The sequence below is a fragment of the Acinetobacter sp. NIPH 542 genome (assembly GCF_000369825.1).
Classification (GTDB): domain Bacteria; phylum Pseudomonadota; class Gammaproteobacteria; order Pseudomonadales; family Moraxellaceae; genus Acinetobacter; species Acinetobacter oleivorans.
Window position 1 is genome coordinate 196721 of the sequence record NZ_KB850209.1, and the last position, 25034, is coordinate 221754.

20 protein-coding genes and 2 pseudogenes are annotated in these 25034 nt (G+C 38.6%); 13 read left to right on the top strand and 9 right to left on the bottom strand.

Features of this window, described 5'->3' with window-relative positions; translation table 11 throughout:
- Nucleotides 1-103: 103 nt before the first annotated feature.
- The 6 genes from F886_RS19180 (at nucleotide 104) to F886_RS19205 (ending at nucleotide 7084) form a co-directional block, all read left to right on the top strand.
- Nucleotides 104-1363 carry an MFS transporter gene (locus F886_RS19180; protein WP_005309938.1) on the top strand — a complete coding sequence of 420 codons (1260 nt, stop codon included), beginning with the start codon at nucleotides 104-106 and terminating at the stop codon, nucleotides 1361-1363.
- A 73-nt stretch (nucleotides 1364-1436) separates the two neighbouring features.
- Nucleotides 1437-1628, top strand: a complete 192-nt coding sequence (locus F886_RS19185; protein WP_034591627.1) for a hypothetical protein — start codon at nucleotides 1437-1439, stop codon at nucleotides 1626-1628.
- Between the two features lie 273 nt (nucleotides 1629-1901).
- Nucleotides 1902-3206, top strand: a complete 1305-nt coding sequence (locus tag F886_RS19190) for a DcaP family trimeric outer membrane transporter (protein WP_005309941.1) — start codon at nucleotides 1902-1904, stop codon at nucleotides 3204-3206.
- A gap of 180 nt (nucleotides 3207-3386) precedes the next feature.
- Complete coding sequence (locus tag F886_RS19195) at nucleotides 3387-5036, top strand: phosphoethanolamine transferase (protein ID WP_005309944.1); 1650 nt, start codon at nucleotides 3387-3389, stop codon at nucleotides 5034-5036.
- A 14-nt stretch (nucleotides 5037-5050) separates the two neighbouring features.
- Nucleotides 5051-5719, top strand: coding sequence for a DNA-binding response regulator PmrA (locus F886_RS19200; RefSeq protein ID WP_005309947.1), 669 nt, complete (start codon nucleotides 5051-5053; stop codon nucleotides 5717-5719).
- Between the two features lie 30 nt (nucleotides 5720-5749).
- Nucleotides 5750-7084 (top strand): two-component system sensor histidine kinase PmrB, encoded by a 1335-nt coding sequence (locus F886_RS19205; RefSeq protein WP_005309951.1) that lies wholly within the window; start codon nucleotides 5750-5752, stop codon nucleotides 7082-7084.
- Nucleotide 7085: 1 nt separating this feature from the next.
- On the opposite strand, the pseudogene F886_RS19210 reads toward F886_RS19205, so the two are convergent.
- The 3 genes and pseudogenes from F886_RS19210 to F886_RS19220 form a co-directional block, all read right to left on the bottom strand.
- Nucleotides 7086-7794 (bottom strand): annotated as a pseudogene (locus F886_RS19210) (phosphatase PAP2 family protein).
- A gap of 224 nt (nucleotides 7795-8018) precedes the next feature.
- A complete protein-coding gene (locus F886_RS19215; protein WP_005309960.1) occupies nucleotides 8019-9206 on the bottom strand; it encodes an ammonium transporter in 1188 nt (395 codons plus the stop codon).
- A 302-nt stretch (nucleotides 9207-9508) separates the two neighbouring features.
- Complete coding sequence (locus F886_RS19220) at nucleotides 9509-10393, bottom strand: LysR family transcriptional regulator (protein WP_005309962.1); 885 nt, start codon at nucleotides 10391-10393, stop codon at nucleotides 9509-9511.
- Nucleotides 10394-10508: 115 nt separating this feature from the next.
- Between F886_RS19220 and F886_RS19225 the strand changes: the two genes are divergently transcribed.
- From F886_RS19225 to F886_RS19235, 3 genes are all read left to right on the top strand, one after another.
- On the top strand, nucleotides 10509-11414 hold the full coding sequence (locus F886_RS19225; RefSeq protein ID WP_005309964.1) for an AEC family transporter: 906 nt from the start codon (nucleotides 10509-10511) through the stop codon (nucleotides 11412-11414).
- Between the two features lie 128 nt (nucleotides 11415-11542).
- Nucleotides 11543-12559 carry a hypothetical protein gene (locus tag F886_RS19230; RefSeq protein ID WP_005309967.1) on the top strand — a complete coding sequence of 339 codons (1017 nt, stop codon included), beginning with the start codon at nucleotides 11543-11545 and terminating at the stop codon, nucleotides 12557-12559.
- 183 nt (nucleotides 12560-12742) lie between these two features.
- Nucleotides 12743-13345, top strand: a complete 603-nt coding sequence (locus F886_RS19235) for a hypothetical protein (protein WP_005309970.1) — start codon at nucleotides 12743-12745, stop codon at nucleotides 13343-13345.
- Between the two features lie 187 nt (nucleotides 13346-13532).
- Here the strand turns inward: F886_RS19235 and F886_RS20715 are convergent.
- Nucleotides 13533-13679: pseudogene (locus F886_RS20715) on the bottom strand (hypothetical protein); the annotation flags it as partial.
- An 85-nt stretch (nucleotides 13680-13764) separates the two neighbouring features.
- Between F886_RS20715 and F886_RS19240 the strand changes: the two are divergent.
- Nucleotides 13765-14343 (top strand): methyltransferase domain-containing protein, encoded by a 579-nt coding sequence (locus F886_RS19240; protein WP_005309973.1) that lies wholly within the window; start codon nucleotides 13765-13767, stop codon nucleotides 14341-14343.
- A gap of 64 nt (nucleotides 14344-14407) precedes the next feature.
- Here the strand turns inward: F886_RS19240 and F886_RS19245 are convergent, their stop codons facing one another.
- The gene (locus F886_RS19245) at nucleotides 14408-17305 is read right to left on the bottom strand and encodes a valine--tRNA ligase (protein WP_005309976.1); all 2898 of its coding nucleotides are present in this window, start codon (nucleotides 17303-17305) and stop codon (nucleotides 14408-14410) included.
- 196 nt (nucleotides 17306-17501) lie between these two features.
- On the opposite strand from F886_RS19245, the gene F886_RS19250 reads away from it, so the two are divergent.
- From F886_RS19250 to F886_RS19260, 3 genes are read left to right on the top strand one after another with little or no spacing between them, the layout of a single operon-like run.
- A complete protein-coding gene (locus tag F886_RS19250) occupies nucleotides 17502-18173 on the top strand; it encodes a hypothetical protein (RefSeq protein ID WP_005309979.1) in 672 nt (223 codons plus the stop codon).
- Nucleotides 18174-18200: 27 nt separating this feature from the next.
- A complete protein-coding gene (locus tag F886_RS19255) occupies nucleotides 18201-19007 on the top strand; it encodes an SDR family NAD(P)-dependent oxidoreductase (RefSeq protein ID WP_005309982.1) in 807 nt (268 codons plus the stop codon).
- 54 nt (nucleotides 19008-19061) lie between these two features.
- Nucleotides 19062-19496: a nuclear transport factor 2 family protein gene (locus F886_RS19260; protein WP_004789364.1), complete on the top strand. Its 435-nt coding sequence runs from the start codon at nucleotides 19062-19064 to the stop codon at nucleotides 19494-19496.
- Here F886_RS19260 and F886_RS19265 read toward each other — a convergent pair.
- The 4 genes from F886_RS19265 to adeJ all read right to left on the bottom strand — a co-directional run bounded on the left by F886_RS19265 (nucleotide 19493) and on the right by adeJ (nucleotide 25025).
- On the bottom strand, nucleotides 19493-19927 hold the full coding sequence (locus F886_RS19265; RefSeq protein WP_005309986.1) for a YbjQ family protein: 435 nt from the start codon (nucleotides 19925-19927) through the stop codon (nucleotides 19493-19495). The two genes, F886_RS19260 and F886_RS19265, sit on opposite strands and share 4 nt — an antisense overlap.
- A gap of 7 nt (nucleotides 19928-19934) precedes the next feature.
- Nucleotides 19935-20285 (bottom strand): YbjQ family protein, encoded by a 351-nt coding sequence (locus tag F886_RS19270; RefSeq protein WP_004789368.1) that lies wholly within the window; start codon nucleotides 20283-20285, stop codon nucleotides 19935-19937.
- A 109-nt stretch (nucleotides 20286-20394) separates the two neighbouring features.
- Complete coding sequence (adeK, locus tag F886_RS19275; protein ID WP_005309989.1) at nucleotides 20395-21849, bottom strand: multidrug efflux RND transporter outer membrane channel subunit AdeK; 1455 nt, start codon at nucleotides 21847-21849, stop codon at nucleotides 20395-20397.
- On the bottom strand, nucleotides 21849-25025 hold the full coding sequence (gene adeJ / locus F886_RS19280) for a multidrug efflux RND transporter permease subunit AdeJ (RefSeq protein ID WP_005309992.1): 3177 nt from the start codon (nucleotides 25023-25025) through the stop codon (nucleotides 21849-21851). The genes adeK and adeJ overlap by 1 nt, the downstream gene beginning before the upstream one ends.
- Nucleotides 25026-25034: the final 9 nt, after the last annotated feature.

The window sequence follows — 25034 nt, forward strand, 5'->3', positions numbered from 1 at the left end:
AGTTTTATCTTAATCTTTTGAAATATATGCTTCATTGGCAAAATGTAAGAACAACATGACATTTGATGTTATTCCTCATTAAAGAAATAAAAAGTAGGTATATATGTTTCGGCAGCAAAAGCTTTATCTTCTGCTATTTTCCTTATATTGGGCACAAGGGCTACCTGTCGGTTTTATGACCCATGCTTTACCTGTTATTTTAAGGGCACAAGGTGTGTCACTCGCTCATATTGGTGGTTTTGGGCTGCTTATGTTGCCTTGGTCAATTAAGATCTTTTGGGCGCCGTGGGTTGATCGACATGCACTTTCTCGTTTGGGGCACTATCGTAGTTGGATTTTACCTACTCAGTTTTTGACGGTAGGTGTGCTGTGTATTTTGTCTTTTTTCCCTATTCAGGCTTTAGACCAATCTCTTTATTTATTTGCCTTTTTTATTTCGCTTCTTTTAATGAACTTAACTGGGGCAACACAAGATATTGCGACCGATGCTTTGGCCGTCAATTTGTTAAAGCATGACCAGCAACATTGGGGAAATACATTTCAGGTGGTTGGTTCCCGACTCGGTTTTATTGTCGGTGGAGGTGCCGTACTCTGGTGTTTAGACTGGTTAACATGGCAACCCACTTTCCTGTTATTAGCAGCCTTAGTGTTTTTAAATACTTTACCCGTTTTATTATTTAAAGAACCTAAACATGCAGGTTATTCAGGTCATCAACTTAAACCTAGCCAGCAAAATTTAGTCATAAAGATTAAAGCCTACTTGAGTTATTTCTCTCAAAATAAAGAGCTTCGTTCTTGGTTAGTTGTCCTTATTACTTTTAAAGTAGCAGATGGTTTAGCTGGACCATTACTTAAACCTTTAATGGTCGATATGGGGCTAAGTTTTACTCAAATTGGCGTTTATATCACTATGCTCGGTGCAGTGGCAGCACTGGCAGGGGCAGCAATCGCTGGTGGAGTGCTTAAATATTTCTCTAGACCCACTACTTTAATTATTTTTTCAGTATTTAAAATCATGAGTTTAGCTGCCTATGCCTATTTAGCTTATGCTTACGAACAGAAAATTCAACTCAATATCTGGGCTATCTATACAGTCAATGCTTTAGAGGACGCATTCTCGGCCATGTTGTTGGTGGTTATGTTGACCTTAGTCATGCACTACAGTCGAAAAGAATATGCAGGTACAGATTTTACCTTTCAGGTTTCAGTCATGGCGACTGTGAGTGGGGGGCTTTATAGCTTGAGTGGTGTGTTTGGAGATGCTTTCGGTTATTTCCATTATTTGATAGCTATTGTCATTATTGGCACTGTTACTTTGCTCCCTATTTCTCTCTGGAAACATGCAAAACTACAAGAAAAATAATGTTAACTAAATGAAATAAAGAAATTTAATATCGATTAAGGAGTGATCTAGTCATAATCTACTACCTTTGTCTATGTTTTTAAAAATGTATGTTTTTAGCTATTTAAATGCTCTATTAATTGTGCCATCTTGTTTGGGTAGCAAATGGAAGCTAACTGGAGTAAAAATGGATTTCGTTAACAAGAAAAATCATGTGAATCAATTAAAATGGGTAGAAAAATGTTCAAGTAGATTGGATATTAGCCTAAAGTCTAAAAAAGAATAATGAAATAACGATTTAATCATTCTATAAGATAAGAGAGTTGTGTAGGATTCGTTACAACATGAAGTTAAGGTAAAAATCTGTAAGTCAAAGTATGTTTTTTATGTCTTTGGTTATTGGTTTTGGTCTTGCATAACGTTGAAATTGGTTTTGGTTGCGGTAATAAAATTAATGTAACCAAAGTGGAGGAGAGTTGATTTTTTAGCCCCTTAATTTAATGGCGTAAATCAACTTGGCATGGATAGGCAACATAAAATATATTTTTTGGAGTTTTTGATGGATCTATTCCTTAATCGTAAATCTTTCGTTGTTAAAAGTTTAGCTCTTACAGTTACAGCTTTAATGATGAGTGGGGCACATGCTGCGACTTCCGACAAAGCGGAAATTCAACAGCTTCGTAAAGAAGTTGAGGCTTTAAAAGCTTTAATTCAACAACAAAGCCAAGTGCAGCAACAACAACAGCAAGTACAGCAACAACAGCAAGTACAGTTAGCTGAAGTGAAAGCACAACCAGTTGCTGCACCAGTTTCGCCTTTAGCATCATTAAAATCTAAAGCTGGTGCTGATGTGAACCTATATGGTTTTGTTCGTGGCGACGCTAACTATATTATTGAAGGTGCGGACGGTGACTTTGCTGATGCAAGTAAGTCAACTGGTGAAGCAAAAGATAAATTGCGTGCGACTGCTAAAACCACACGTCTTGGTTTAGATTTTACTGCTCCTGTAAGTGGTGCAAAAGTAGGCGGTAAAATTGAATTAGACTTTGCAAGTAGTGACAATAACAAATCTGAAAACGTACGTATTCGTCATGCTTACTTAACGTATAACAACTGGTTGTTTGGTCAAACAACGTCTAACTTCTTGTCTAGCCATGCACCAGAAATGATCGATTTCTCGACCAACATTGGTGGTGGTACAACGCGTATTCCACAAGTACGTTATAACTATAAATTAGCTCCTGCAACTCAGTTATTTGTTTCAGCAGAAGAAGGGAATAGTTCGGCAACAGGTGACTCAGTTAAATACAGATTACCTGTATTAACAGCTAAAATTACTCAAGGCTACGCTGCAGGTAATGGTAATGCTTCTGCTCGAGCTTTTGTTGAAAACTATAAATCAGATAAAGGTGATGACCAAACAGGATGGGGTGTTGCTGCTGGTACCGACTTTAAAGTATCTGATCCTTTAAAACTTTTTGCTGATGCATCTTATGTTGTAGGTAACAGTAACTACTTATATGGTAGTAATTCTGCTTATACTTTAGTTAATGATAATATTGAACAAAATGAATTTGTAGCAGTACAAGTGGGTGGAACTTATAAGATTTTACCTAACTTACGTGCTACTTTAGCGTATGGTGCTCAATTCGCTGATGACGGTACTGACTATGCAAAAGCAGCTGTAAAATCTGGAAGTACGACTGCAAATGAGAAAGTTCAGCAAGCATGGCTTAACGTAATTTACTCACCAGTTAAACCAATTGACTTGGGTATTGAATATGTCAACGGTAAACGTGAAACCTTTGCTGGTGATGACTACAAAGATAACCGTGTTGGTTTAATGGCTAAATATAGTTTCTAAGAACAATATTTAGTTAAAAATCAAAAAAGACGAGGTTAAATTTAACCTCGTCTTTTTATTAGAAAAATTTTGAAATAAGTATTTTTTAAGATTTATGTATTAGATCATTTTTTATTTAAGTCATTTTTAAGTTTCAATTTCTACAGTAAAGCATCATAAAAAGATTGTAGTTCCCCCAAGATGCTGAATTTTTTTTCTACCTTAAAAAATAAACAGATTTCACTGTTTATGTTTAATTTCATTATCGCCATTTGGTTAGGTGCAGTTTTAAATATTGGTTTTTATAACAAAGTACATCTTTTGACTCCATATTTTGGAGTAAAGGCTATTCTATTTTTAGCTGCTACAGTGCTTATTGTTGTTGCTGCGTATTATGCGCTTTTACAAATTTTAAACTGGAAATGGACGGCCAAACTTTTTGCAATTTTGCTGGTTTTCATTGGTGGTTTTAGCTCTTACTTTGTAAATACGTTAGGTGTAATCATCTCGCCTGATCAGATTCAAAATATGATACAAACAGATGTATCTGAAGTTTCTGATCTAGTTTCATTACGTTTTGGACTTTGGACAGTTTTCTTTGTTGTTTTACCTATTTTTTTGATTACTCAAGTAAAACTTAAAAAAGAAAAAATATCCCATTTGTTGTTGAAAAAAGTCGGTTCAATTATCGCTTCTTTTGCAATTGTTGGTATTCTGCTTTTTACATATTATGTGGATTTTGCAGCTATTTTTCGGGAACATCGTGATTTAAAAGGCATGATTTCTCCTCAAAACACTATTTCTTCTTTGATGTCTTATTATCATAAAAAGGCACCTAAGAAGAACTTACCATTAATACATTATGGTCAAGATGCTCATCAGGTTCAGTCAGTACAAAAGAACCTGCCTAAATTAATGGTGCTGGTTGTCGGTGAGACAGCTCGTGCGGAGAGTTTTTCACTCAATGGGTATGCTAAAAATACGAATCCAGAGCTTTCTAAACAAGATATTTTGAATTTCTCTCAGGTAAGTTCATGTGGTACAGCAACCGCTGTTTCAGTTCCATGCATGTTCTCGGGCATGCCACGTGTTGACTATGATGAGCAATTAGCAAGTCATCGTGAAGGCCTATTAGATATTGCAAAGCGTGCGGGTTATCAGGTGACTTGGATTGATAACAATTCTGGTTGTAAAGGCGCATGTGATCGTGTTGAGCAATATCAAATTCCAGAAAAGTTAAAGCAAAAATGGTGTAAAGATGGCGAATGTCTTGATGGTATTTTAATTGATAGCTTAAATGAATATTTAGCTACTATTCCTAAAGAAGACACGCGTCCACGTTTAATTGTTTTACATCAAGTCGGCAGTCATGGCCCAGCCTATTACAAGCGTGCACCTGTGGAATATCAAAAGTTTAAACCGACTTGCGATACTAATGCGATACAGGGTTGTTCTCCAACCGAATTAATAAATAGCTATGATAATTCAATCGTATATACAGACCATGTATTAAGTCAGATGATTAATAATTTAAAAGAAGTATCGAAATATCAAACAGGTTTATGGTATTTATCTGATCATGGCGAATCAACTGGCGAACATGGTTTATATTTACATGGTTCACCTTATGCAATTGCACCGACTCAACAAACACATGTACCAATGATTATGTGGTTCTCTGATAACTGGAAACAGCACAATCTTGCGCAAGTGAGTTGTTTAGGCCAACAAACGAAACAAAAGTTAAGTCAGGATAATTTATTCCCAAGTTTGTTAAGTATGCTGGATGTGAAAACTCAGGTCATTAACCCTCAACTGGACATGTTGCACTCATGTGCCCATGTGAATTAAAGCGAGCCTAGAACATGACAAAAATCTTAATGATTGAAGATGATTTTATGATTGCTGAGTCAACAATAACGTTGCTGCAATATCATCAATTTGAGGTGGAGTGGGTCAATAATGGCTTGGATGGTCTGGCTCAATTAGCTAAAAATAAGTTTGATATCATTTTATTAGACTTAGGTTTGCCGATGATGGATGGCATGCAGGTTTTAAAGCAAATCCGTCAAAGAGCTGTCACTCCAGTTTTAATCATTTCGGCACGAGACCAGTTGCAAAACCGCGTGGATGGATTAAACCACGGTGCAGATGATTACTTAATTAAACCATACGAGTTCGATGAGTTACTTGCCCGTATTCATGCGCTATTGCGCCGTACTGGAGTAGAAGCTCAACTTGCGAATCATGAGCAACTTTTACAAAATGGCGATCTGGTTTTAAATGTTGAACAACATATTGCAACCTTTAAAGGCCAGCGTATTGATTTGTCGAACCGTGAATGGGCGATTCTTATTCCTTTAATGAGCCATCCAAATAAAATCTTTTCTAAAGCAAATCTTGAAGATAAGTTATATGATTTCGATAGTGAAGTGACCAGTAATACGATTGAAGTATATGTACATCACTTGAGAGCTAAACTTGGAAAAGACTTTATTCGAACTATTCGAGGGTTGGGTTACCGTTTAGGGTAATCCTCACTTCAATTTTGGAACTTTATAAAAGTGCATTATTCATTAAAGAAACGACTGATTTGGGGCACCTCAATTTTCAGTGTCATCTTAGGTTGTATATTAATTTTTAGTGCGTATAAGGTTGCACTTCAAGAAGTTGATGAAATTTTAGATACTCAAATGCAGTATTTAGCAGAACGAACAGCTGAGTATCCTTTAAGAACAGTAAGTAGTAAGTTTGATTTACATAAAACTTATCATGAAGAAGATTTGTTTTTAGATATTTGGGCCTATAAGGATCAGGCTCATTTATCTCACAGTTTACATCTGTTGGTTGCACCTGTTACACAAGCTGGTTTTTACTCTCATAAAACTAGCCAAGGCGTAGTGCGAACTTATGTTTTGCCTTTAAAAGATTACCAGATTCAGGTTAGTCAACAAGAACGAGTTCGTGAAGCTTTCGCTTGGGAACTTGCAGGAAGTATGTTCATTCCATATTTAATTATTCTGCCATTTGCAATTTTTGCTTTGGCTGCAATTATTGGTCGAGGCCTAAAGCCGATAGATGACTTTAAAAATGAGCTGAAGGAACGTGATTCGGAAGAGTTAACTCCCATTGAAGTTTCGGACTATCCTCAAGAGTTATTGCCAACTATTGATGAAATGAACCGTTTGTTTGAGCGTATTTCTAAAGCTCAAAATGAGCAAAAACAATTTATTGCAGATGCTGCTCATGAATTACGAACTCCTGTCACAGCTCTAAATTTACAAACCAAGATTTTAATCAGTCAGTTTCCTGAGCATGAAGCGTTGCAAAACTTGAGTAAAGGATTAGCGCGTATTCAGCATTTGGTTACCCAGCTTTTGGCTTTGGCTAAGCAAGATGTCTCTTTAAGTGTGATTGAACCGACCAGAACTTTTCAACTCAATGATGTCGCTTTAAACTGTGTTGAGCAGCTGGTTAATTTAGCTATGCAAAAAGATATTGACCTAGGGTTTGTCCGTAATGAACCTATTGAAATGCATAGTGTTGAGCCAACAGTACACTCAATTATTTTTAACTTAATTGATAATGCAATTAAATACACGCCTCATGAAGGAATGATTAACATCTCAGTCTTTACTGCTAAAGATGGCGATGCGTGTATACAAATTGAAGATAGCGGTGCAGGGATTGACCCTGAACATTACGATAAAGTTTTAAAACGTTTTTATCGTGTACACCACCACCTTGAAGTGGGTAGTGGTTTAGGTTTATCAATTGTTGACCGAGCGACTCAGCGTTTAGGTGGAACTTTGACACTAGATCGAAGCTTAGAGCTTGGCGGACTTTCAGTTTTAGTTAAATTGCCTAAAGCTCTACATATTCATGAAGCAAGAACTTGATTTAAGCAAGCTCTTGTTTGATTCGTTTTTCAAACTCAAAGCGGTGAATACATATTTTATAAAATAGAATATTCACTGCCCAAACGATCCAGCCTGTCCATAAATTGTGGCTCAGGAAATGGGCGCCACGCATCATTTGTCCCCAGCCCATTAGAAAGCCTAAGATAATGCCAGCGATCAGATAAAAATAGGCACGTTTAGGTTGCTCAAGGCGATAAACAAAAAAGCCTGTCATTAAAATAAAGCCTGCACTTGCGTGACCACCTGGAAAACAATGGCCATGCGTAGCGGTAAAGTCCCATACATAACTTAAAGCAGTCGGATGAACCATGTTCCAAGGGCAAGCGTGAGCAGATTGCGATTTTAATAGGCCAACTACACCGCTACCAATCATGCTCACAAAAAACATATAGCCATATTGCCAGCGATAAAGCTTCAATTTTTCTACTTTAAATGACGCAATCCACAGAAATAAAAAGATCACATAAACGGTGGTAATGATCTGTTTTACGATTTCATGGTTAACTCTGACAAGGTACCAATTGTCCCGATTAAAGAAATGACCCGTTGAATCCATCCAAGGCTGGATGAAATACATATCAATTTTCCCACCCACTGGAAATATAAATAAAATTATAAAAAAACTAAGGGCAAGAAAAATAAGCTGAAGTTGAAAAAATTGTTTTTGTTGGTTCATTGCCATGCAACATCAATTTGAGTGTGAGTTGAAGGCATTACATAAAATAAAACTTAAATTGTTCTTAAACTAAACAAAATTTAATGTTGAAATAAAGTTGCGACTTAAAAAATAATATTGATGATTCATAGATATATATTATTTATTTGGAATTTTTTTTTAATTAATTTGAGTAGTTAAGGACTTTAAAACTTAATGATAAGCAGGATATTTTGATCCTGCTTATCAGCTGTTGAATTAGAACATGCCTTCTTCAGAATTTGCAGAAATTTTATGAATAGATAAATCCGCACCTCTAAACTCATCTTCTTGAGATAAACGAATGCCAATAGTTGCTTTGAGTAAGCCGTAAACAATAAAGCCGCCAGCGAGCGCAATAGCAATCGCAAGTACTGTGCCAATGAGCTGTGAAGCAAAAGATACACCGCCTAAACCACCAAGCCACTTTTGACCAAATAAACCCACTGCAATACCACCAAATGCGCCACATACGCCGTGTAAGGGCCATACACCCAGCACATCATCAACTTTAAGCTTGTTTTGGGTGTAGGTGAATAGATACACGAACATTGCACCAGCTGCACCACCAATAACAAGCGCACTGACTGGATGAACAATGTCAGAACCCGCACAGATTGCAACTAAGCCCGCAAGTGGTCCGTTATGTAAGAAACCAGGGTCATTTTTCCCAATCGCATTTGCTGTAATGGTTCCGCCGACCATAGCCATGAGTGAGTTAATGGCAACCAGACCAGAAATAGCATCAACACGCTGTGCACTCATCACATTAAAGCCAAACCAGCCGACAATTAAAATCCATGAACCGAGCGCTAAAAATGGAATAGAAGATGGCGGATGAGCACTTACACGGCCATCTTTCTTATAACGACCAGAACGTGCACCCAATAAAATCACGGCAGCAAGTGCAATCCAACCACCCATAGCATGCACCACGACTGAACCTGCAAAGTCATGAAAAGCTGCACCAAAAGTTACTTCTAACCATTTTTGCAGACCGTAGTTACCATTCCAGACCATGCCTTCGAAAAATGGATAAACCAGTGCAACTAAAGCGAGTGTCGCAATTGCTTGTGAACGCATTTTTGCACGTTCAGCAATACCACCCGAAATAATGGCAGGAATAGCCGCAGCAAACGTCAGTAAAAAGAAGCAACGCATTAAGTTGTAGCCATGATCACTTGCGAGGCTTGTGCCATCATGGAAGAAGTGCTGACCATAGGAAATGTAGTAGCCAACAAAGAAATATGCGATTGCAGAAAGGGCAAAGTCAGTCAGAATTTTACTAAGTGCGTTCACCTGATTTTTATGGCGAACCGTACCAAGTTCCAAGAATGCAAAACCTGCGTGCATGGCAAGAACCAAAACAGCACCAAGTAATAAGAAAAATAGATCTACATTTTGCATAGCATGCTCGAAAAAAGTGCTAAATCCCATTTTGGAACAAATCTGGGTCTGTAAATTGCACCAAAATAGATTTAAGGAATCTAAAAACCTAAGTTTGTCGAAACAAACTCAATTGCATAAAAGTGAATATGCAATAAGTGCACCAATTTGAATTGGAAAAGTGGTTTTTGGCGATAAATGGTGCGTTGGTTTGGTTAAGATAGGGCGGTTATGGCGCTTTTTACGTTACAAGTCATCTAATGCGCTTATAAATTGACCTGAAAAAGTTCGTTATCAAATTCCTAAAAATTATTCGTAATCATTTAATGATTTGACCAAACCGATTGGGCAACTTCAATAAATGCTTTCACAGCGGGACTCATGTGCTTTTTATTTTTGACTGCGAGACCAATCGAACGTTTAAGGTTCGGTTTAAAAGGGCGTTTAACTACGTTTGGATAAAGTGAGAGTAACTCTTTGGTGATGACCATATCAGACACAATAGACACCCCTAATTGGTTGTGAACCATGCTAACGATACTTAAAATTTGTGACACATAAAATTTGATGTCTGGTTTCACATTAAAGTTTTTTAAAATTAATTCGACCTGATATCGACTCCCAGCCATTGTCATGATGAAAGGACAGTTTTCTAGTTGTGCTGGATCAATATAGAGTTGTTGCGCGAGTGGAAATTGATTGGGAATTAAGGCAACAAAACGATCTTCAATTAGAGGGAATGTATCAAAACGCTCATCTGGCATAATCAAAAAACCAACCTCTATGCGCCGTTCTAATAACCACTGAGCAACTTCTTTATCTTCACCTTCATCAATATAAATTTCGATTTTAGGATAGCGCTGCCGAAAGGTTTCTAAAATTTCAGGCAATAGATAAATAGATGATGATGCCCCAAAAGAGCCGATACGTAATGTGCCTTCGTTTAAACCGTGGATGGCTGCCACTTCTTTTTCTAATGTATCGGAAATACTCAATAACTCTTTTACATGAGTAAGTAGCTGCTGACCTGTTGTGGTGAGCTCAATATCACTCTGGGTTCTTGAAATCAGGTTAATGCCCCATTGTTGTTCTAATGATTTAAGTGCATGGGAAACTGCCGACTGTGAAATTCCCAGCTTTTCTGCGGTAGCTGTAAAACTTTTCAGTTCGGCAATGAGTGCGAAAATTTCAAGCTGGGTAAATGTCATGTTGTATTTGTTATGAGCAAAAACTCATTTTATCATGAGTTCTCATTATCTTTAATATATGAGTAAGCCAAGGTAGTTGCCAAACAGCAAGCCCCCACAAAACTCGAGTAAAGAAATGAATAGCATTGTTTTATCTCTTTTTCCTTTAGTTGCATTAATTGCATCGGGATACTTATTTAAAAAATATCGTTTTTTTAGCGATGAGTTTTGGGCTGGGGCAGAGAAGCTCAATTACTATATTTTATTTCCTGCTTTGCTTTTTAGTACGTTATCAACCGCAAAAATTGACTTACAGAGCTTAAGTACAGCCATTATTGCGATGTTGATTGTGGTTTTGGCAGTAACCGTCTTTTTATACATACTTCGAATGTTTTGGCACATACCGCCTGCACGTTTTGGTGTACATGTACAAAGTATGGTTCGCTTTAATACCTATATTGGTTTGGCTTTAGTGACTTCGCTTTTTAAAAGTGAAGGAATGGCAATTCTGGCAATTTTATTGGCGCTTTGCATTCCGCTTGTGAACATTATTTCGGTGCTTGCTCTCACCTCTAAAGAACACATGGCAATTAAACCTGTTTTGATTGCACTGCTTAAAAACCCTTTAATTGCATCGTGTGTAGTCGGGGCCGCAGTAAATGCGCTTCATATTCCTATTTGGGAAGGCTTTACTCAATTTATTAAGCTTTTTTCATTGTCGAGTTTGCCTTTGGGTTTGTTATGCGTGGGTGCAGCTTTACAGTTTATGCAAATTAAAAAAGACATTGTGGTATTGGCAGTAGACACGTTTGCACGACTTTTAGCAGTGCCTGCTTTGGCTTACGCGGTCTGCATGTGGTTTGGTTTACCAAGCTTACAAACACAAATTTTAGTCATTTTCTTTGCATTACCGACTGCTTCTGCATCATACATTTTAACCAAAGTTTTGGGTGGCGATAGTCAGCTCATGGCAGCTGTGATTAGCTTCCAAACTTTATGTGCTGCCGTGACTTTGCCATTAGTGATTTGGTGGATCTCTTAATGTATAAACTTTAGTTAAGTCGCATTTTATTTTCTAAAAATGAATAGGCTGATTCTGACTTAAAGAATGCTTTGCTACCTTACTCATCTGATTATTGCTACACTTTTTTCTTTTTCAGGTAGATGAGTATGTCCTTTGATCTTAAAGTCAGCTTACAGCAAAGGTCTGAACCATCTGCACAGCAGAAAAAAATGAATCGCCTGATTGATAAAATAGAGCAACAAAAAGTTAGCCTGAGCACATGGCAAAATGCACAAGCTGAGATTCAACAGCACATACGCCAAAAACTGATGCCTGTGTATGGCGATTTGCACGAGGTCTTATTTCAACAGTTAGAGCAACTCTGGAATATGTTGCATAGCCATGAGTTTTCCAAAGCAGACATGCAACAATTAGATGAAAAAATTGCCCAGCTTGCACAAATGTTGAAGCGCTCCAAAATGCTATCTGCTGAACAGTTAGAGTTGGTGAAGCAGATTGATACCTTTTATCAGCAACATGCGGGGGAGTCGGTAAAAAAGAATAAAAAAGTTCAGCCAATAAAATCTGAATATGATGAAAGTGCTGAGCAAAGTGCAGAGTTAGAAGAAGACTTTGAGCGATATGCTGCCGAGCAACAACAAGCGCGAGAACAAGCCAAACAGCAAAGACAGCAACAGAAACGTGAACAAGCCGAGCAAATGGCAACGCAGTCGTTAAAAACAGTTTATTTAAAAATTGCTGCGATGATTCACCCAGACCGTGAGCAAGATGAAACCAAAAAAGAAGAAAAAACCGAATTGTTTCAACAGGCAAGTCAGGCCTATGAAAAGCAGGATTTGTTTTATTTACTCAAACTCCAGTTACAGCTTGAACAGAATAAAGGGCTAGGCGCTAAAGAACTATCTGCTGAGCAGTTGCGGTTTTATAAACTTGCTTTAGATGCACAAAGTCAGCAGCTTGAAAGTCAAATTGCTGAGATTTTGGACTCTTTTCAGTTAGCCAAGAATGTAAAAGCAGAGCATGTACACATTAGTGATGTTTATAAAACTGTAGATGCTGACTGTGCTGAGCTAAAGCAGCAGGTGAAGTGGGAAAAGGAACGTTTAAAGCATATGAAAAAAGTGAGTGGAATAGAGATGTTGTTGGGGCATGGGATGCTTTAGTTTCTTTGGCAAACTCTCTAAAATTATTAATTAATAACACCAATAATTAACTTTCAGAATTTATATGGTGCTGTGAGATTAGTAGTGATGATTTGGGGAATTTTAAAAAATTGGGGGCTATTTAATATAGCTGTAAGAAATTAGGCCTATGGGGGCCTTTTCTAGTTTTGAAGTTGAGTTTTTATGCTAAAAAATTTTTTAAGTATAATTTTAATGTTAGTAATTTATGTCTTTATTTCAATTGTAAGTTTTTTAATTGTAATAATTTTTTTAGTATGTATGGCGGATAATTTTTTTGAAGAGAGTTTAAATAAGAAAAGATTGAAAAATAGTATTTTATATGATCATAAAATCTTTCCTAATCTGACAAAATCAATATTTTTTTATCAAAGGCTAGATTCATCTGACGATGGTTATTGGATTGTAGTCTATCCCTTAGATAATAAAACTAAAGTAAATTTTTTATCTAAAAAGCAGTTGCAAGGCCAGAAGAAAATTACCTATTCAACAGTTGAATGTATTAAGCCAACTATAAAAAAACGTTGGAAAACATTTAACTCCAACATTCATTATGTTCAACCACCTGAATTGCTAAGGGATCATGATGATTTTGAAAGACATGATTCTTTTAATGTGTATGGTTCAGAAAAAAATATTGGTTTAGTTGAACAAGTTTGCCAGCAAAATAAATTCATTATTTTAGAAGAAAGTCAGAAAAATGATCACTTATATTGGGCAATCTCTGCAAATGGAAAACTATTATTTAGTGTGTATAAAATTGATTGATATTTTTAAGACATTAAATTAATAGGTTAAGATTTTATTGAATTTATATTTTTGATCAATATTTGACTTAGTTATCTAATAGGTTTATATCAAAGCTTGAAAATATATGTCTTTCTGAACTGAGTTGTAATTATTTCCAACAAAAATCCCCTCACTAAGAGGGGATTTTTTGAATCAAACTACTGTATTAAAGCGCAGCAATCTGCTCCATATTCGCCTTAACTTTCTCTAACTGGGCAGCAAACTCAGCAAGCTTCGCTTTTTCACCTTCAACAACCGCTGCCGGTGCTTTAGATACAAAGCCTTCATTTGCAAGTTTGCCCGTGATATGGTCGGCAGCTTCTGAAATAAGAAATCGTTGAGATTGGATTTTTTATAAAATATAGTGTGGGAATTATAAAAATTAAAAGATCGGATTTATGAATGAAAAATTTATTCAATTATCAAAAGAACTTAAACATAGACCTATTTTAGAGAAGGCTTTAGGTCATTTTCCTAACTTACCTTTAATTGCTATAGATTGCGGCTGTGGCGCTGGCAATGAATCTGCTTATCTACTCTCAAAGGGATTTAATGTTCATGCTTTTGATATTTCAATTGATGCACAAAAAGTCTGTGCTGAGCGATTCAAAGATGACTCTAAATTTATTTTGTATCATGAATCTTTTGAAGACTTTAATTTCCCGTCTGCAAGCTTAATTATTGCCTCATCAAGTCTATTCTTTTGTGAGCCAAGCTATTTTTATAGTGTAATTAAACGAATTATAAATGCGCTTCCTGAAGGCGGAATTCTGGTAGCTGATTTATTGGGGACTCAAGATGAATGGGTTATGAGCGAACCTGAAAAATTTATAGGATTTACTTATCAAGATATTGCCGATTTGTTTTTATGCGAGTTTAATTTATTGTTTCATAAAGAAATGAATGAAAATTTACCTTTATTGAATGGTTATATAAAAGCATGGCATCTTCATATGCTGATTCTACAAAAAAAGTAATTTTTAAATATAGAAAACCCAGAACCTGTTTGCACAGATTCTGGGTTCATTTAACTAAAAAAGTTTAAAGCGCAGCAATCTGCTCCATATTCGCCTTAACTTTCTCTAACTGAGCAGCAAACTCAGCAAGCTTCGCTTTTTCACCTTCAACAACTGCTGCTGGTGCTTTAGATACAAAGCCTTCATTTGCAAGTTTGCCCGCGATTTGGTCGTGTTGCTTTTGGATTTTATCCAAGTCTTTTTGCAAACGAGCAAGCTCAGCTTTAGGGTCAATTAAGCCTTTCATTGGTACAAATACCGATGCATGGCTAACAACGCTAGAGCAAGACAAAGGTGGTTCTTGGTCTTTATTCAAGAATTCAATGCTTTCAACTTTAGCCAATGCTTTGAACAATGCTTCAATACGAATGATTTGTTCACGTTCAGCGTCAGATGTGTTTTGAAGTAATACTGGCAACAAGCGCGCATTACCTAAGCCTAATTCACCGCGAATGTTACGTACTGCGCCAATCAAACCTTGAAGCCATTGCATGTCTGCTTCAGCTTGTTCATTGATTTTTGCTTGCTCAGGAATAGGGTATTGAGCAGTCATAATCGTTGGGCCACCTTGACCAAGCATTGGTGCAAGCGTTTGCCAGATTTCTTCTGTCAAATACGGCATTAACGGATGAGCCAAGCGTAAAGAAGCTTCCATTACAGCAAGTAATACACGACGTACTTCAGCTTTACGCTCTTCTGAAACTTCTGCATCGTTCAGAACTGGTTTAGTTAACTCAACGTACCAGTCACAGTATTCATTCCAGATAAAGTCATAAATCGCTTGTGCAGCAAGGTCTAAACGGTAAGTTGCAAATGCTTGGTGTACAGCAGCTTCAGCTTTTTGCAGACGGCTCATAATCCATTGTTCTGGAAGTTCCCATAGATCAGGGCGAGCTTGTTGACCAACAGTTTGACCTTCAACATTCATCAGAACGAAACGAGTTGCGTTCCAGATTTTGTTACAGAAGTTACGGTAGCCTTCAACACGTTTTAAGTCGAACTTGATGTCACGACCAGTGTTTGCAAGCGCACAGAACGTGAAACGAACTGCGTCAGTACCATAAGCATTAATACCTTCTGGGAACTCTTTGCGCGTTGATTTTTCAATCTTCGCAGCATCTTTCGGGTTCATTAAGCCAGTTGTACGTTTTGCAACTAAGCTTTCTAAATCAATACCGTCAATCAAGTCTAATGGATCAAGCACGTTACCTTTAGACTTCGACATTTTTTGACCTTCACCATCACGTACCAAGCCGTGAACGTAAACAGTCTTAAATGGAACTTGAGATGAACCATCTTCATTTTTCATGAAGTGCAGGGTCATCATAATCATGCGGGCAACCCAGAAGAAAATGATGTCAAAACCAGTCACCAACACATCTGTTGGGTGGAAAGTTTTTAAGAAATCATTTGCTGCATCTTTTTGTGCGTCGCCAGTCCAACCTAAAGTTGAGAATGTCCAAAGTGCAGATGAGAACCATGTATCAAGAACGTCTTCGTCTTGTTTAAGTTCAACGTCAGCAGCGATGTTGTTTTTCGCACGTACTTCTTCTTCGTTACGGCCAACATAGATATTGCCATTTGCATCGTACCAAGCTGGAATACGGTGACCCCACCAAAGCTGACGTGAAATACACCAGTCTTGAATGTCACGCATCCATGCCATGTACATGTTGCTGTACTGCTCTGGAACAAACTTAATACGGCCATCTTGAACTGCTTCAATTGCAGGCTCCGCAAGCGGCGCAATTTTTACGTACCATTGGTCAGTCAGTAATGGCTCAATGATTACGCCTGAACGGTCGCCACGTGGCGCTTTTAAGTCATACGGTTGGATTTGATCTAACCAGCCTTCCGCTTCCGCTTGAGCAACTAATTTTTTACGTGCTTCAAAACGTTCTAAACCAGCGTATTCCGCAGGTGCAGTAATAGTTTTAGAAATTTGTTCGCCCGCTTTTGCAATATATTCAAACTCACCTAAAACTTCGGCGTTTTTGTTGAAGATATTAATGATTGGCAAGCTATTGCGTTTACCTAAGTCATAGTCGTTAAAGTCGTGAGCAGGCGTGATTTTTACACAGCCAGTACCGAAGTCTTTTTCAACGTAGTCGTCAGCAACGATCGGAATTAAACGACCAGTAATTGGTAATACAATGTTTTTACCAACAAGGTGTGCATAACGTTCATCTTCTGGGTGAACAGCAACGGCAGTATCGCCCAGTAATGTTTCAGGACGAGTTGTTGCAACGACTAAATAGTCTTTGCCATCTTGAGTTTTAACTGATTTGTCTTCAAAGAAATATTTAAAGTGCCAAAGTGAGCCTTTTTCTTCTTTGCTTTCTACTTCAAGATCAGAAAGTGCTGTTTGAAGTTTAGGGTCCCAGTTTACAAGGCGCTTACCGCGGTAAATTAAACCGTCTTCGTGCAAACGAACGAATACTTCTTTAACTGCGTTTGATAGACCTTCGTCCATCGTGAAGCGTTCACGTGACCAGTCTACAGATGAACCTAAGCGACGAATTTGTTTCGTAATTGTGCCGCCAGATTGCTCTTTCCATTCCCAAACTTTTTCGATGAACTTATCACGGCCTAAGTCATGACGAGTCACACCTTGTAAGCCAAGTTGACGCTCAACAACCATTTGCGTTGCAATACCAGCATGGTCAGTACCCGGTTGCCACAAAGTGTTTTTACCCATCATACGGTTATAACGGGTGAGGGCATCCATAATGGCATTGTTAAAGCCATGGCCCATGTGCAAACTACCTGTGACGTTTGGTGGCGGAATCATGATACAGAATGATTCACCGTGACCAGAAGGTTTGAAGTAACCTTGTTCTTCCCACGTTTGGTACCACTTCTTTTCGATCTCGGTTGGATCGTATGTGGTCGCAATATTTTGAGCGGTTTGAGCGTCAGTCATAGTAGCTTAGATCGAATATGCATAAAAAATTGCACCTATTGTAGCAAAAAAATGCCTCGAAATTAATGTGCTGAAAACAGATAAACGGTTTTGTATTTTTTTCAAAAAACGGTAGATTTATGAAAGATGGATCACAATTTAATCGTGTAGACACACGGCACAAAAATTACAAACGAATTGAAAAAGGATGTTGCTCATGAGTTATGAAGTTTTTTTGAAAATTTCCGATTCAACTTATACCCAATTCGAGACCATTCGACAGAAACTGCATGATGGGATAAGTCAAAGTCAGGCAAAGCCTTTAGGCGATGTACTCTCTGATCTTTCTTGTGAAATTATTGAGCAGGTTTTTTCTGTGCTTTTACAGTCAGGAAATGCAACCATGTCTCCAAAACAACAAGCTGAGTCTGAAAAAGTGGTTCAGCAGGTTTTAGAGACTTTTCGAAAATATATGCCATGGTCAGTTTCATTTTTTGGAAATGAGCGTCTTTTGCCTTTAGTCGATTACATGACATCTCTGATGAAAGAACAGGGGCAACAAGTTTATATTACCTACCCAGTTACCCTGCAGCTCGTACAACAAGCTCAAAACCTTACGCAGCAAATTCGTGACGGTAATATGCAGAGTGTTGCAGCTGCTTTTGAGACCCTCATTCAAATTGTAGATTTAGGCGTAACAAGCCTAGTACGTGAACCTAAAAAGCGTTTAAAATTTAATTTAGTTGTCGATAAAACCCTGAATGGGGTGATCAACATGACGACGCATTTAGGCTATAAACGTTTGGAAAAGTTAGGTACACAGGTCGATCAGACCACAGCAACTCATTATATCAACCACTTTTTGGCCTTCATGCATCAAGCAGCATAATTTAAAAAGATAATAGGAACATAAAGCATGGCCAAACTTGATACTTTGCAAAATAAAGTGGTATGGATTACGGGAGCATCTTCTGGTCTGGGTAAGGCCTTAGCCGGTGAGTTGGCTTTGCAAGGGGCCGAAGTGATTTTGACCTCGCGTCGTTTTGAAGAATTAGAAGAAGTCCGGGTTGGCTTGTTAAACGCTGACCGTCATTTGTCGGTGGTTGCTGATATTACTGATGAAAAACAAGTAAACGAAGCTTATAAGCAGATTTTAAAAGCGAAAGGGCGAATTGACTGGCTCATCAATAATGCAGGTTTAAGCCAACGTGCTTTAATTAAAGACACGACAATGGCAACTGAACGGGCCATTATGGAAGTCGACTATTTTTCTCAAGTGGCATTAACCAAAACTGTGCTGCCGACCATGCTAAAACAAAAGTCTGGTCGAGTTGTATTTGTGTCGAGTGTAGCGGGTTTATTAGGGACTCAGTACCGTGCAAGCTACTCTGCTGCTAAGGCGGCAATTCACATGTGGGCAAATAGTTTACGTGCTGAAGTCTCAGATCAAGGTGTTGAAGTTTCGGTTATTTTCCCAGGCTTTGTAAAAACTAACGTTTCGTTCAATGCGCTAAATGGTGCTGGGCAACCTCAAGGCCATCAAGATGAGGCTATCGAGAATGGTTTAGAGGCAGATGTATTTGCAGAGCAATCTGTAAAAGCATTAATGCAGGGTCAAGAATATATTGTTGTTGGTGGAGCAAAAGAAAAACTGGGTGTGATGGTTTCTCGGATGTCACCAAAACTTCTTTATAAAATGATTCGGAAAACAAAAGTAAAATAAAAAAGTGATTTCGCCGTGCTAAATTGATGGAAAAACCCGCATAGAAGGTTCACCATGGATCAAGATTATCACCGTATTTTAGACGTCATTACGCGTTTTCAATTGGTCTTTGACCAGAAAAATTGGGACGCTTTTGATGAGTTATTGGCAGATCAACTTGAGGTGGACTATTTCCAGTTTAGGGGAGAGCCTTTATGTGTCGTGTCTTGTCATGAATATAAAGGTTCTCGGCAACAAGCTTTATCGCATTTACGGCTACAGCACAATTTGAGTAATCCTCTGATTCGTATTGAACAAGATCAAGCATGGTTAGAATGTAATTATCAAATTTATCGTTTTTCGGAAAATGATTATTTTCATTCGTTTGGTCGTTATTATTTTACTTTGGCAAAACAACAAGAGAGTTGGAAAATTACCGGAATTTGCCAACACTTGACTAAAAATATTGGCAATCCGCGCATTCATTTTTCTGCTATGGGGCAGTGCTAGTCTTTTACTGCTGTACCGTATGCAAATACTTCGACCATTCCTCCCTGCATACCAAGTTCGGTTGTACTCAGCCGAACTCCCATAATATGGTTAGCTCCTGCGGTATGGGCTTGTTGTTTTAAGCGAACAATAGCTTCACGGCGAGCACGCTCAACTACACTCTCATAACTGGTGAGTCTTCCGCCCAAAACATTCTTAATGGATGCCAATACGTATTTAAAGTAGTCATGAGAAATCACGACATTACTACTAATCAAATGACCTAGCTGATCACTCGTTGCAAAACGATTGGTATCAATTCTGATATGGGCAAATTGCTGTTCTTTTTCTTGAAGTTCTTTCAAATGTTTTTGTTCAATATGGCGGCCAAAACCCCAACCAATACTGAAAAGAATCAGAAAAATAACAAGCTGAAAAATAAGATTGTCCATTTTCTACCTATGCACTAAATGGATCTGGTAGATGGGGCGCTTGAGGTTGAACAACCACAGCCGTACCATATACGAATAATTCAGAAGCACCTTGAGCAATATTTGAAGTTGAAAACCGAATACCAACAATTGCATTCGCACCAAGTTGCTGAGCTTTGGCAATCATGCGATCCATGGCTTCTTGGCGGGATTCTTCTAATAATTCGGTATAGCCTGTAAGTTCACCACCTACAATATTTTTTAAACTTGCCATCAAATCACGGCCAACATGCTTACTACGGACGGTACTTCCATAAACAACATCAAGTTGCTTTACAATCTGGTGGCCCGGAACACTTTCTAAATTACTCAGTAACATTGTTTTTTATCAATCTAAATTCTTAAAGTTTCAAGATAAAAAATATTCACATCAGATGCAATAAAAAAGCCCACCGAAGTGAGCTTTTATAAATTAAGTTATTTAAAACTTATTGCTTTTTAAGTTCAGCACTTGATGGTTGATTAACCACTGTATCTGAAGTATTTGCTTTTAAACCACCGCCTAGAGTTTTATATAACTCGATTTGGTTATTTAAGTTAGCTTGTTGAAGCAACAATAAACCTTGTTCTGCTGAATAAGATGAACGCTGTGCATCAAGAACTGTCAAGTAACTGTCAATACCAGCACGGAAGCGGGCATTTGACAGTGTGTAGTTGCGGTTAGTTGCTTCTACTAGACGTTGTTGAGCTGTTAAACGCTCACCAATATTGGCACGAGTTGCAAGCGCATCATTAACTTCGCGGAACGCAGACTGAACTGATTTTTCATAATCAGACAATGCAATTTTCTGATCGGTTTCAGAAATTTTCACATTGGCTTTACGTGTACCCCAGTCAAAGATTGGTAAGTCTAAGCTTGGACCAATTGACCAAACAAAACCACCAGACTTAAATAGATCACTTAAGTCAGTTGATGCATAACCAGCAGAACCCGTTAAGCTAATTGTTGGGAATAAACGTGCTTTTGCAGCACCAATATTCGCACCAGCAGCGCTTAAGTTATATTCAGCAGCTTTTACATCTGGACGGTTGTTAAGCAAGTCACTCGGTAAACCAGCTGTATATACATTTTGTTGAGTAATGCGTTTTACAGGTTGGTTTGGCAACAAGTTTTGTGGAACCGATTGGCCCACTAACAAGTTCAACAAGTTTTGTGCTTGAGCAATCTGTGTTTTGTAGTTCGCTACATCATTACGCGCAGTTTCTACAGAAATCTGTGCTTGACGTAGTGGAACTTCACTGTCGATGCCCACATCAAAACGTTTTTTGTTGAGATTGTAAGAGTCTTGTTGTGCTTTAAGCGTTTGCTCTGCAAGTCTTAAATTCGCAGTTGCGAAAGAATAGTTTAACCATGCTTGAGCAACTTGGCTGATAAGACTGATTTGAGTCGAATCACGTGCACTTTGCGTTGAAAGATAACTATCTAGTGCAGCATCTTTTAAGCTACGTACACGGCCCCAAAAATCGAGTTCATAGGCAGTTACACCCAAACCTACTTGATAAGTAGAGTAGGGGTTATTCGGATCACGGCTTTGAGAAACCTGACGAATTGCACTACCACTTGCTCCGATTGTTGGAAGCTGGTTGTTTTGCGTAATTCGATATTGCTGTTGGGCACGTTCAATATTGAGCGTTGCTGTACGTAAGTCGCGGTTGTTGGCAAGAGCCAAATCAATCACTCCGAGCAAACGAGGATCGCTAAAGAACTGTTTGTAACCCTGTTCAGCAATAGACGTACCAGAAGCGCTGTTATATGCATAGCTTTCTGGAATATCGGTTTTCACGACTGGTTCTGGGCCGCGCATGCTTTGACAAGCTGACAAAGCAAGCGCAAGTGCAGATACCGCAATGCTACGACCTGAAATAGACCATACTTTTTGCATCACGATTTATGCTCCTGAGTGTTTATGGTTTTTGGTTTGTACTTAAAGATACTACGAATCCACACATAGAATACAGGGATAAAGAAGATACCTAAGAACGTTGCACTGAGTACGCCACCGAGTACACCGAAACCGACTGAGTGCTGACTTCCTGCACCAGCACCTGTTGAAAGGGCAAGTGGAAGTACACCGAAACCGAAGGCAAGGGTAGTCATGATAATTGGACGTAAACGCATTTTTGAAGCATGTAAAGTTGCCTCAAGTAGGTCTTCACCTTTTTCCTGCAACTCTTTTGCGAACTCAACAATCAAGATCGCATTTTTTGCAGAAAGACCAATGACCGCGATCATTGCTACTTGGAAGTAAATGTTATTTGAGAGATTTGGATCTCCTTTAATAATCATACCCAAGTAAGTCAATACGATTGCACCAATAATACCAAGTGGTACTACAAGTAAAACCGAGAACGGAATAGACCAGCTTTCATATAATGCAGCTAAGCAAAGGAAAACGATTAACAATGAAAGCGCATATAAGAATGGAGCTTGAGCACCAGACTCACGTTCTTCAAGTGATAAACCTGTCCATTCATAGTCGAAACCTTGTAAGCCCATAGATGGTAACTTAGCAATAATTTCTTCCATGGCTTTCATAGAGTCACCAGAGCTCACGCCAGGTGCAGGTGTACCTTGAATGTTAACCGATGATACGCCGTTATAACGTTCAAGACGAGGAGAACCATATGTCCATTTGCCTGTAGCAAATGCAGAGAACGGTACCATTTCGCCTTTGCTATTACGTACATACCACTTGTTTAAGTCCTCAGGCATCATACGGCTATCCGAATCACCTTGAACATAAACTTTTTTCACACGACCACGGTCAACGAAGTCGTTAATGTATGAGCCACCCCATGCAATACGCATAGTGTTGTTAATGTCAGCAATGCTAACGCCCATAGCACCAGCTTGAGCCTGATCTACATCAATTTGATACTGAGGTGTATCTTCTTGACCATTAGGACGTACCCCTACAAGACGTTTATCTTGTGAAGCCAAACCTAAGATCGTATTACGTGCTGCAATAAGTTTCTCATGACCTTGACCACTTGAATCTTTAAGTTGCAAGTTAAATCCAGCTGTTACACCAAGTTCAGGCATTGCAGGAAGCTGTAATGGCATGATGTAAGATGCGTCTTTGACGATCATATTTAATGCCATACCGCGCTGAATTAAAGCACCGATTTGAGACTCTGGTGAAGTACGTTCACTCCAGTCTTTCAACTTAACGAAGCCAATACCAGCATTTTGACCAACACCCGTGAATGAGAAGCCCGAAACGGTGAAAATAGATTCCACAGTATCTTTTTCATTCATGAAGAAGTTTGTCATGGTGTCAATCACTTTACCTGTACGGTCAAGCGTTGCGTTTGGTGGTAATTGAACAAGTGTCATAACCACACCCTGATCTTCTTCTGGTAAGAATGAAGATGGGAGTTTCTGGAACAAGAACACGAGTAGGCCAATCACTACAGCGTAAAGTACGCCAGAGAAGATTTTGCCTTTAAGCATGCGGCTAACACCATTTTGGTAGCTATGCGACATGCGGTCAAAGCCGTTGTTAAATCCTCTGAAGAAACGAGCAAAAATATTATTGCTTGGTTCTTTGTTAGGATCATGCTGTTTTAAAATGGTTGCACAAAGTGCAGGAGTGAAGGTTAACGCTACAATTAACGATAGAACCATTGCTGTTACAAGGGTAATCGAGAATTGACGATAAATTACACCTGTTGTACCACCAAAGAATGCCATTGGTACGAATACCGCTGTCAATACGCTTGTGATACCAATTAACGCACCAGAAATCTGTTGCATTGATCGTGAAGTCGCCGTGACCGGATCGGTATGCTCTTCACTCATCACACGCTCAACGTTTTCCACTACAACAATGGCGTCATCGACCAGAAGACCAATTGCCAATACCATAGCGAACATGGTTAAGGTGTTAATTGAGAAACCAAAGATATTGATGACAGCAAATGTACCTAATACAACAACAGGTACAGCAAGTGTTGGAATAATCGTTGCACGCCAGTTCTGCAAGAACAAGAACATAACAATGAACACTAAAATTACAGCTTCAATTAATGTGTGTACAACACTTTCAATTGAAAGACGAATAAATGGAGTCGTGTCATAAGCCAGTTTATCTGCAAGGCCTGTTGGATAGTTCTTACGTAATTCAGCTAAACGGTGTTCAACAGCGTCAGCGGTGTCAAGTGCGTTAGCACCAGTTGCAATTTTAATTGCGAGACCGCCAGCAGGTTTACCATTAAACTTCGAATCGAACTGGTAGTTATCAGAACCTAACTCTACACGAGCAACATCTTTTAAACGAACTTCAGCACCTGATGCTGTGTTCTTTAAGAAGATATTTTTAAATTGTTCAGGTGTTTGTAACAAGCTTTGCGCATTTACTGTTGCGTTAAGCACTTGACCTTGAACCGCTGGTGCACCACCTAACTGACCTACAGCAACTTGTGAGTTTTGCGCTTGTAAAGCAGTCGCAATATCACTTGGTGTTAACTGATAGTTGGTAAGTTTTGCAGGGTCAAGCCAGATACGCATTGCGTATGAACCACCAAAGACTTGTACCTCACCAACACCAGCAACACGGCTAAGTGGTTCTTTAATTGACGAGTTTACGTAATCTTTAATGTCTGAGTCTGACAGGGTATTGTCTGGTGAATAGAATGCAATAACTTGCAAGAAGCTTGCACCAGATTTAGTAACCGTCACACCTTGGCGTTGAACGTCTTCAGGTAAAAGCGCAGTTGCAGATTGCAGTTTGTTTTGAACCTGAACCTGTGCAATATCCGGATCAATACCTTGTTCAAAGTTTAATTGAATAGAAGCTTGACCGTTACCCGCACTGTTAGATGAAATATAACGTAAACCATCTAGACCATTCATTTGTTGTTCAATGATCTGGGTTACAGTATTTTCAACAGTCTCAGCCGATGCACCAGGATAAGTTGCAGCAATTGTAACTGTCGGTGGTGCAATCGTCGGATACTGTGCAATAGGCATTTTAGTTAGCGTGAGAATACCCGCCAACATAATGACTAATGCAATCACCCACGCAAAAATGGGGCGATGAATAAAAAATTGTGCCATTCAATCTAC

Excerpts from the sequence above, each read along its gene's own strand:
- F886_RS19180 (WP_005309938.1), top strand. The coding sequence starts at position 104 with ATGTTTCGGCAGCAAAAGCTTTATCTTCTGCTATTTTCCTTATATTGG.
- F886_RS19185 (WP_034591627.1), top strand. The coding sequence starts at position 1,437 with ATGTTTTTAAAAATGTATGTTTTTAGCTATTTAAATGCTCTATTAATT.
- F886_RS19190 (WP_005309941.1), top strand. The coding sequence starts at position 1,902 with ATGGATCTATTCCTTAATCGTAAATCTTTCGTTGTTAAAAGTTTAGCT.
- F886_RS19195 (WP_005309944.1), top strand. The coding sequence starts at position 3,387 with ATGCTGAATTTTTTTTCTACCTTAAAAAATAAACAGATTTCACTGTTT.
- F886_RS19200 (WP_005309947.1), top strand. The coding sequence starts at position 5,051 with ATGACAAAAATCTTAATGATTGAAGATGATTTTATGATTGCTGAGTCA.
- F886_RS19215 (WP_005309960.1), bottom strand. The coding sequence starts at position 9,206 with ATGCAAAATGTAGATCTATTTTTCTTATTACTTGGTGCTGTTTTGGTT.
- F886_RS19220 (WP_005309962.1), bottom strand. The coding sequence starts at position 10,393 with ATGACATTTACCCAGCTTGAAATTTTCGCACTCATTGCCGAACTGAAA.
- F886_RS19225 (WP_005309964.1), top strand. The coding sequence starts at position 10,509 with ATGAATAGCATTGTTTTATCTCTTTTTCCTTTAGTTGCATTAATTGCA.
- F886_RS19230 (WP_005309967.1), top strand. The coding sequence starts at position 11,543 with ATGTCCTTTGATCTTAAAGTCAGCTTACAGCAAAGGTCTGAACCATCT.
- F886_RS19235 (WP_005309970.1), top strand. The coding sequence starts at position 12,743 with ATGCTAAAAAATTTTTTAAGTATAATTTTAATGTTAGTAATTTATGTC.
- F886_RS19240 (WP_005309973.1), top strand. The coding sequence starts at position 13,765 with ATGAATGAAAAATTTATTCAATTATCAAAAGAACTTAAACATAGACCT.
- F886_RS19245 (WP_005309976.1), bottom strand. The coding sequence starts at position 17,305 with ATGACTGACGCTCAAACCGCTCAAAATATTGCGACCACATACGATCCA.
- F886_RS19250 (WP_005309979.1), top strand. The coding sequence starts at position 17,502 with ATGAGTTATGAAGTTTTTTTGAAAATTTCCGATTCAACTTATACCCAA.
- F886_RS19255 (WP_005309982.1), top strand. The coding sequence starts at position 18,201 with ATGGCCAAACTTGATACTTTGCAAAATAAAGTGGTATGGATTACGGGA.
- F886_RS19260 (WP_004789364.1), top strand. The coding sequence starts at position 19,062 with ATGGATCAAGATTATCACCGTATTTTAGACGTCATTACGCGTTTTCAA.
- F886_RS19265 (WP_005309986.1), bottom strand. The coding sequence starts at position 19,927 with ATGGACAATCTTATTTTTCAGCTTGTTATTTTTCTGATTCTTTTCAGT.
- F886_RS19270 (WP_004789368.1), bottom strand. The coding sequence starts at position 20,285 with ATGTTACTGAGTAATTTAGAAAGTGTTCCGGGCCACCAGATTGTAAAG.
- adeK (WP_005309989.1), bottom strand. The coding sequence starts at position 21,849 with ATGCAAAAAGTATGGTCTATTTCAGGTCGTAGCATTGCGGTATCTGCA.
- adeJ (WP_005309992.1), bottom strand. The coding sequence starts at position 25,025 with ATGGCACAATTTTTTATTCATCGCCCCATTTTTGCGTGGGTGATTGCA.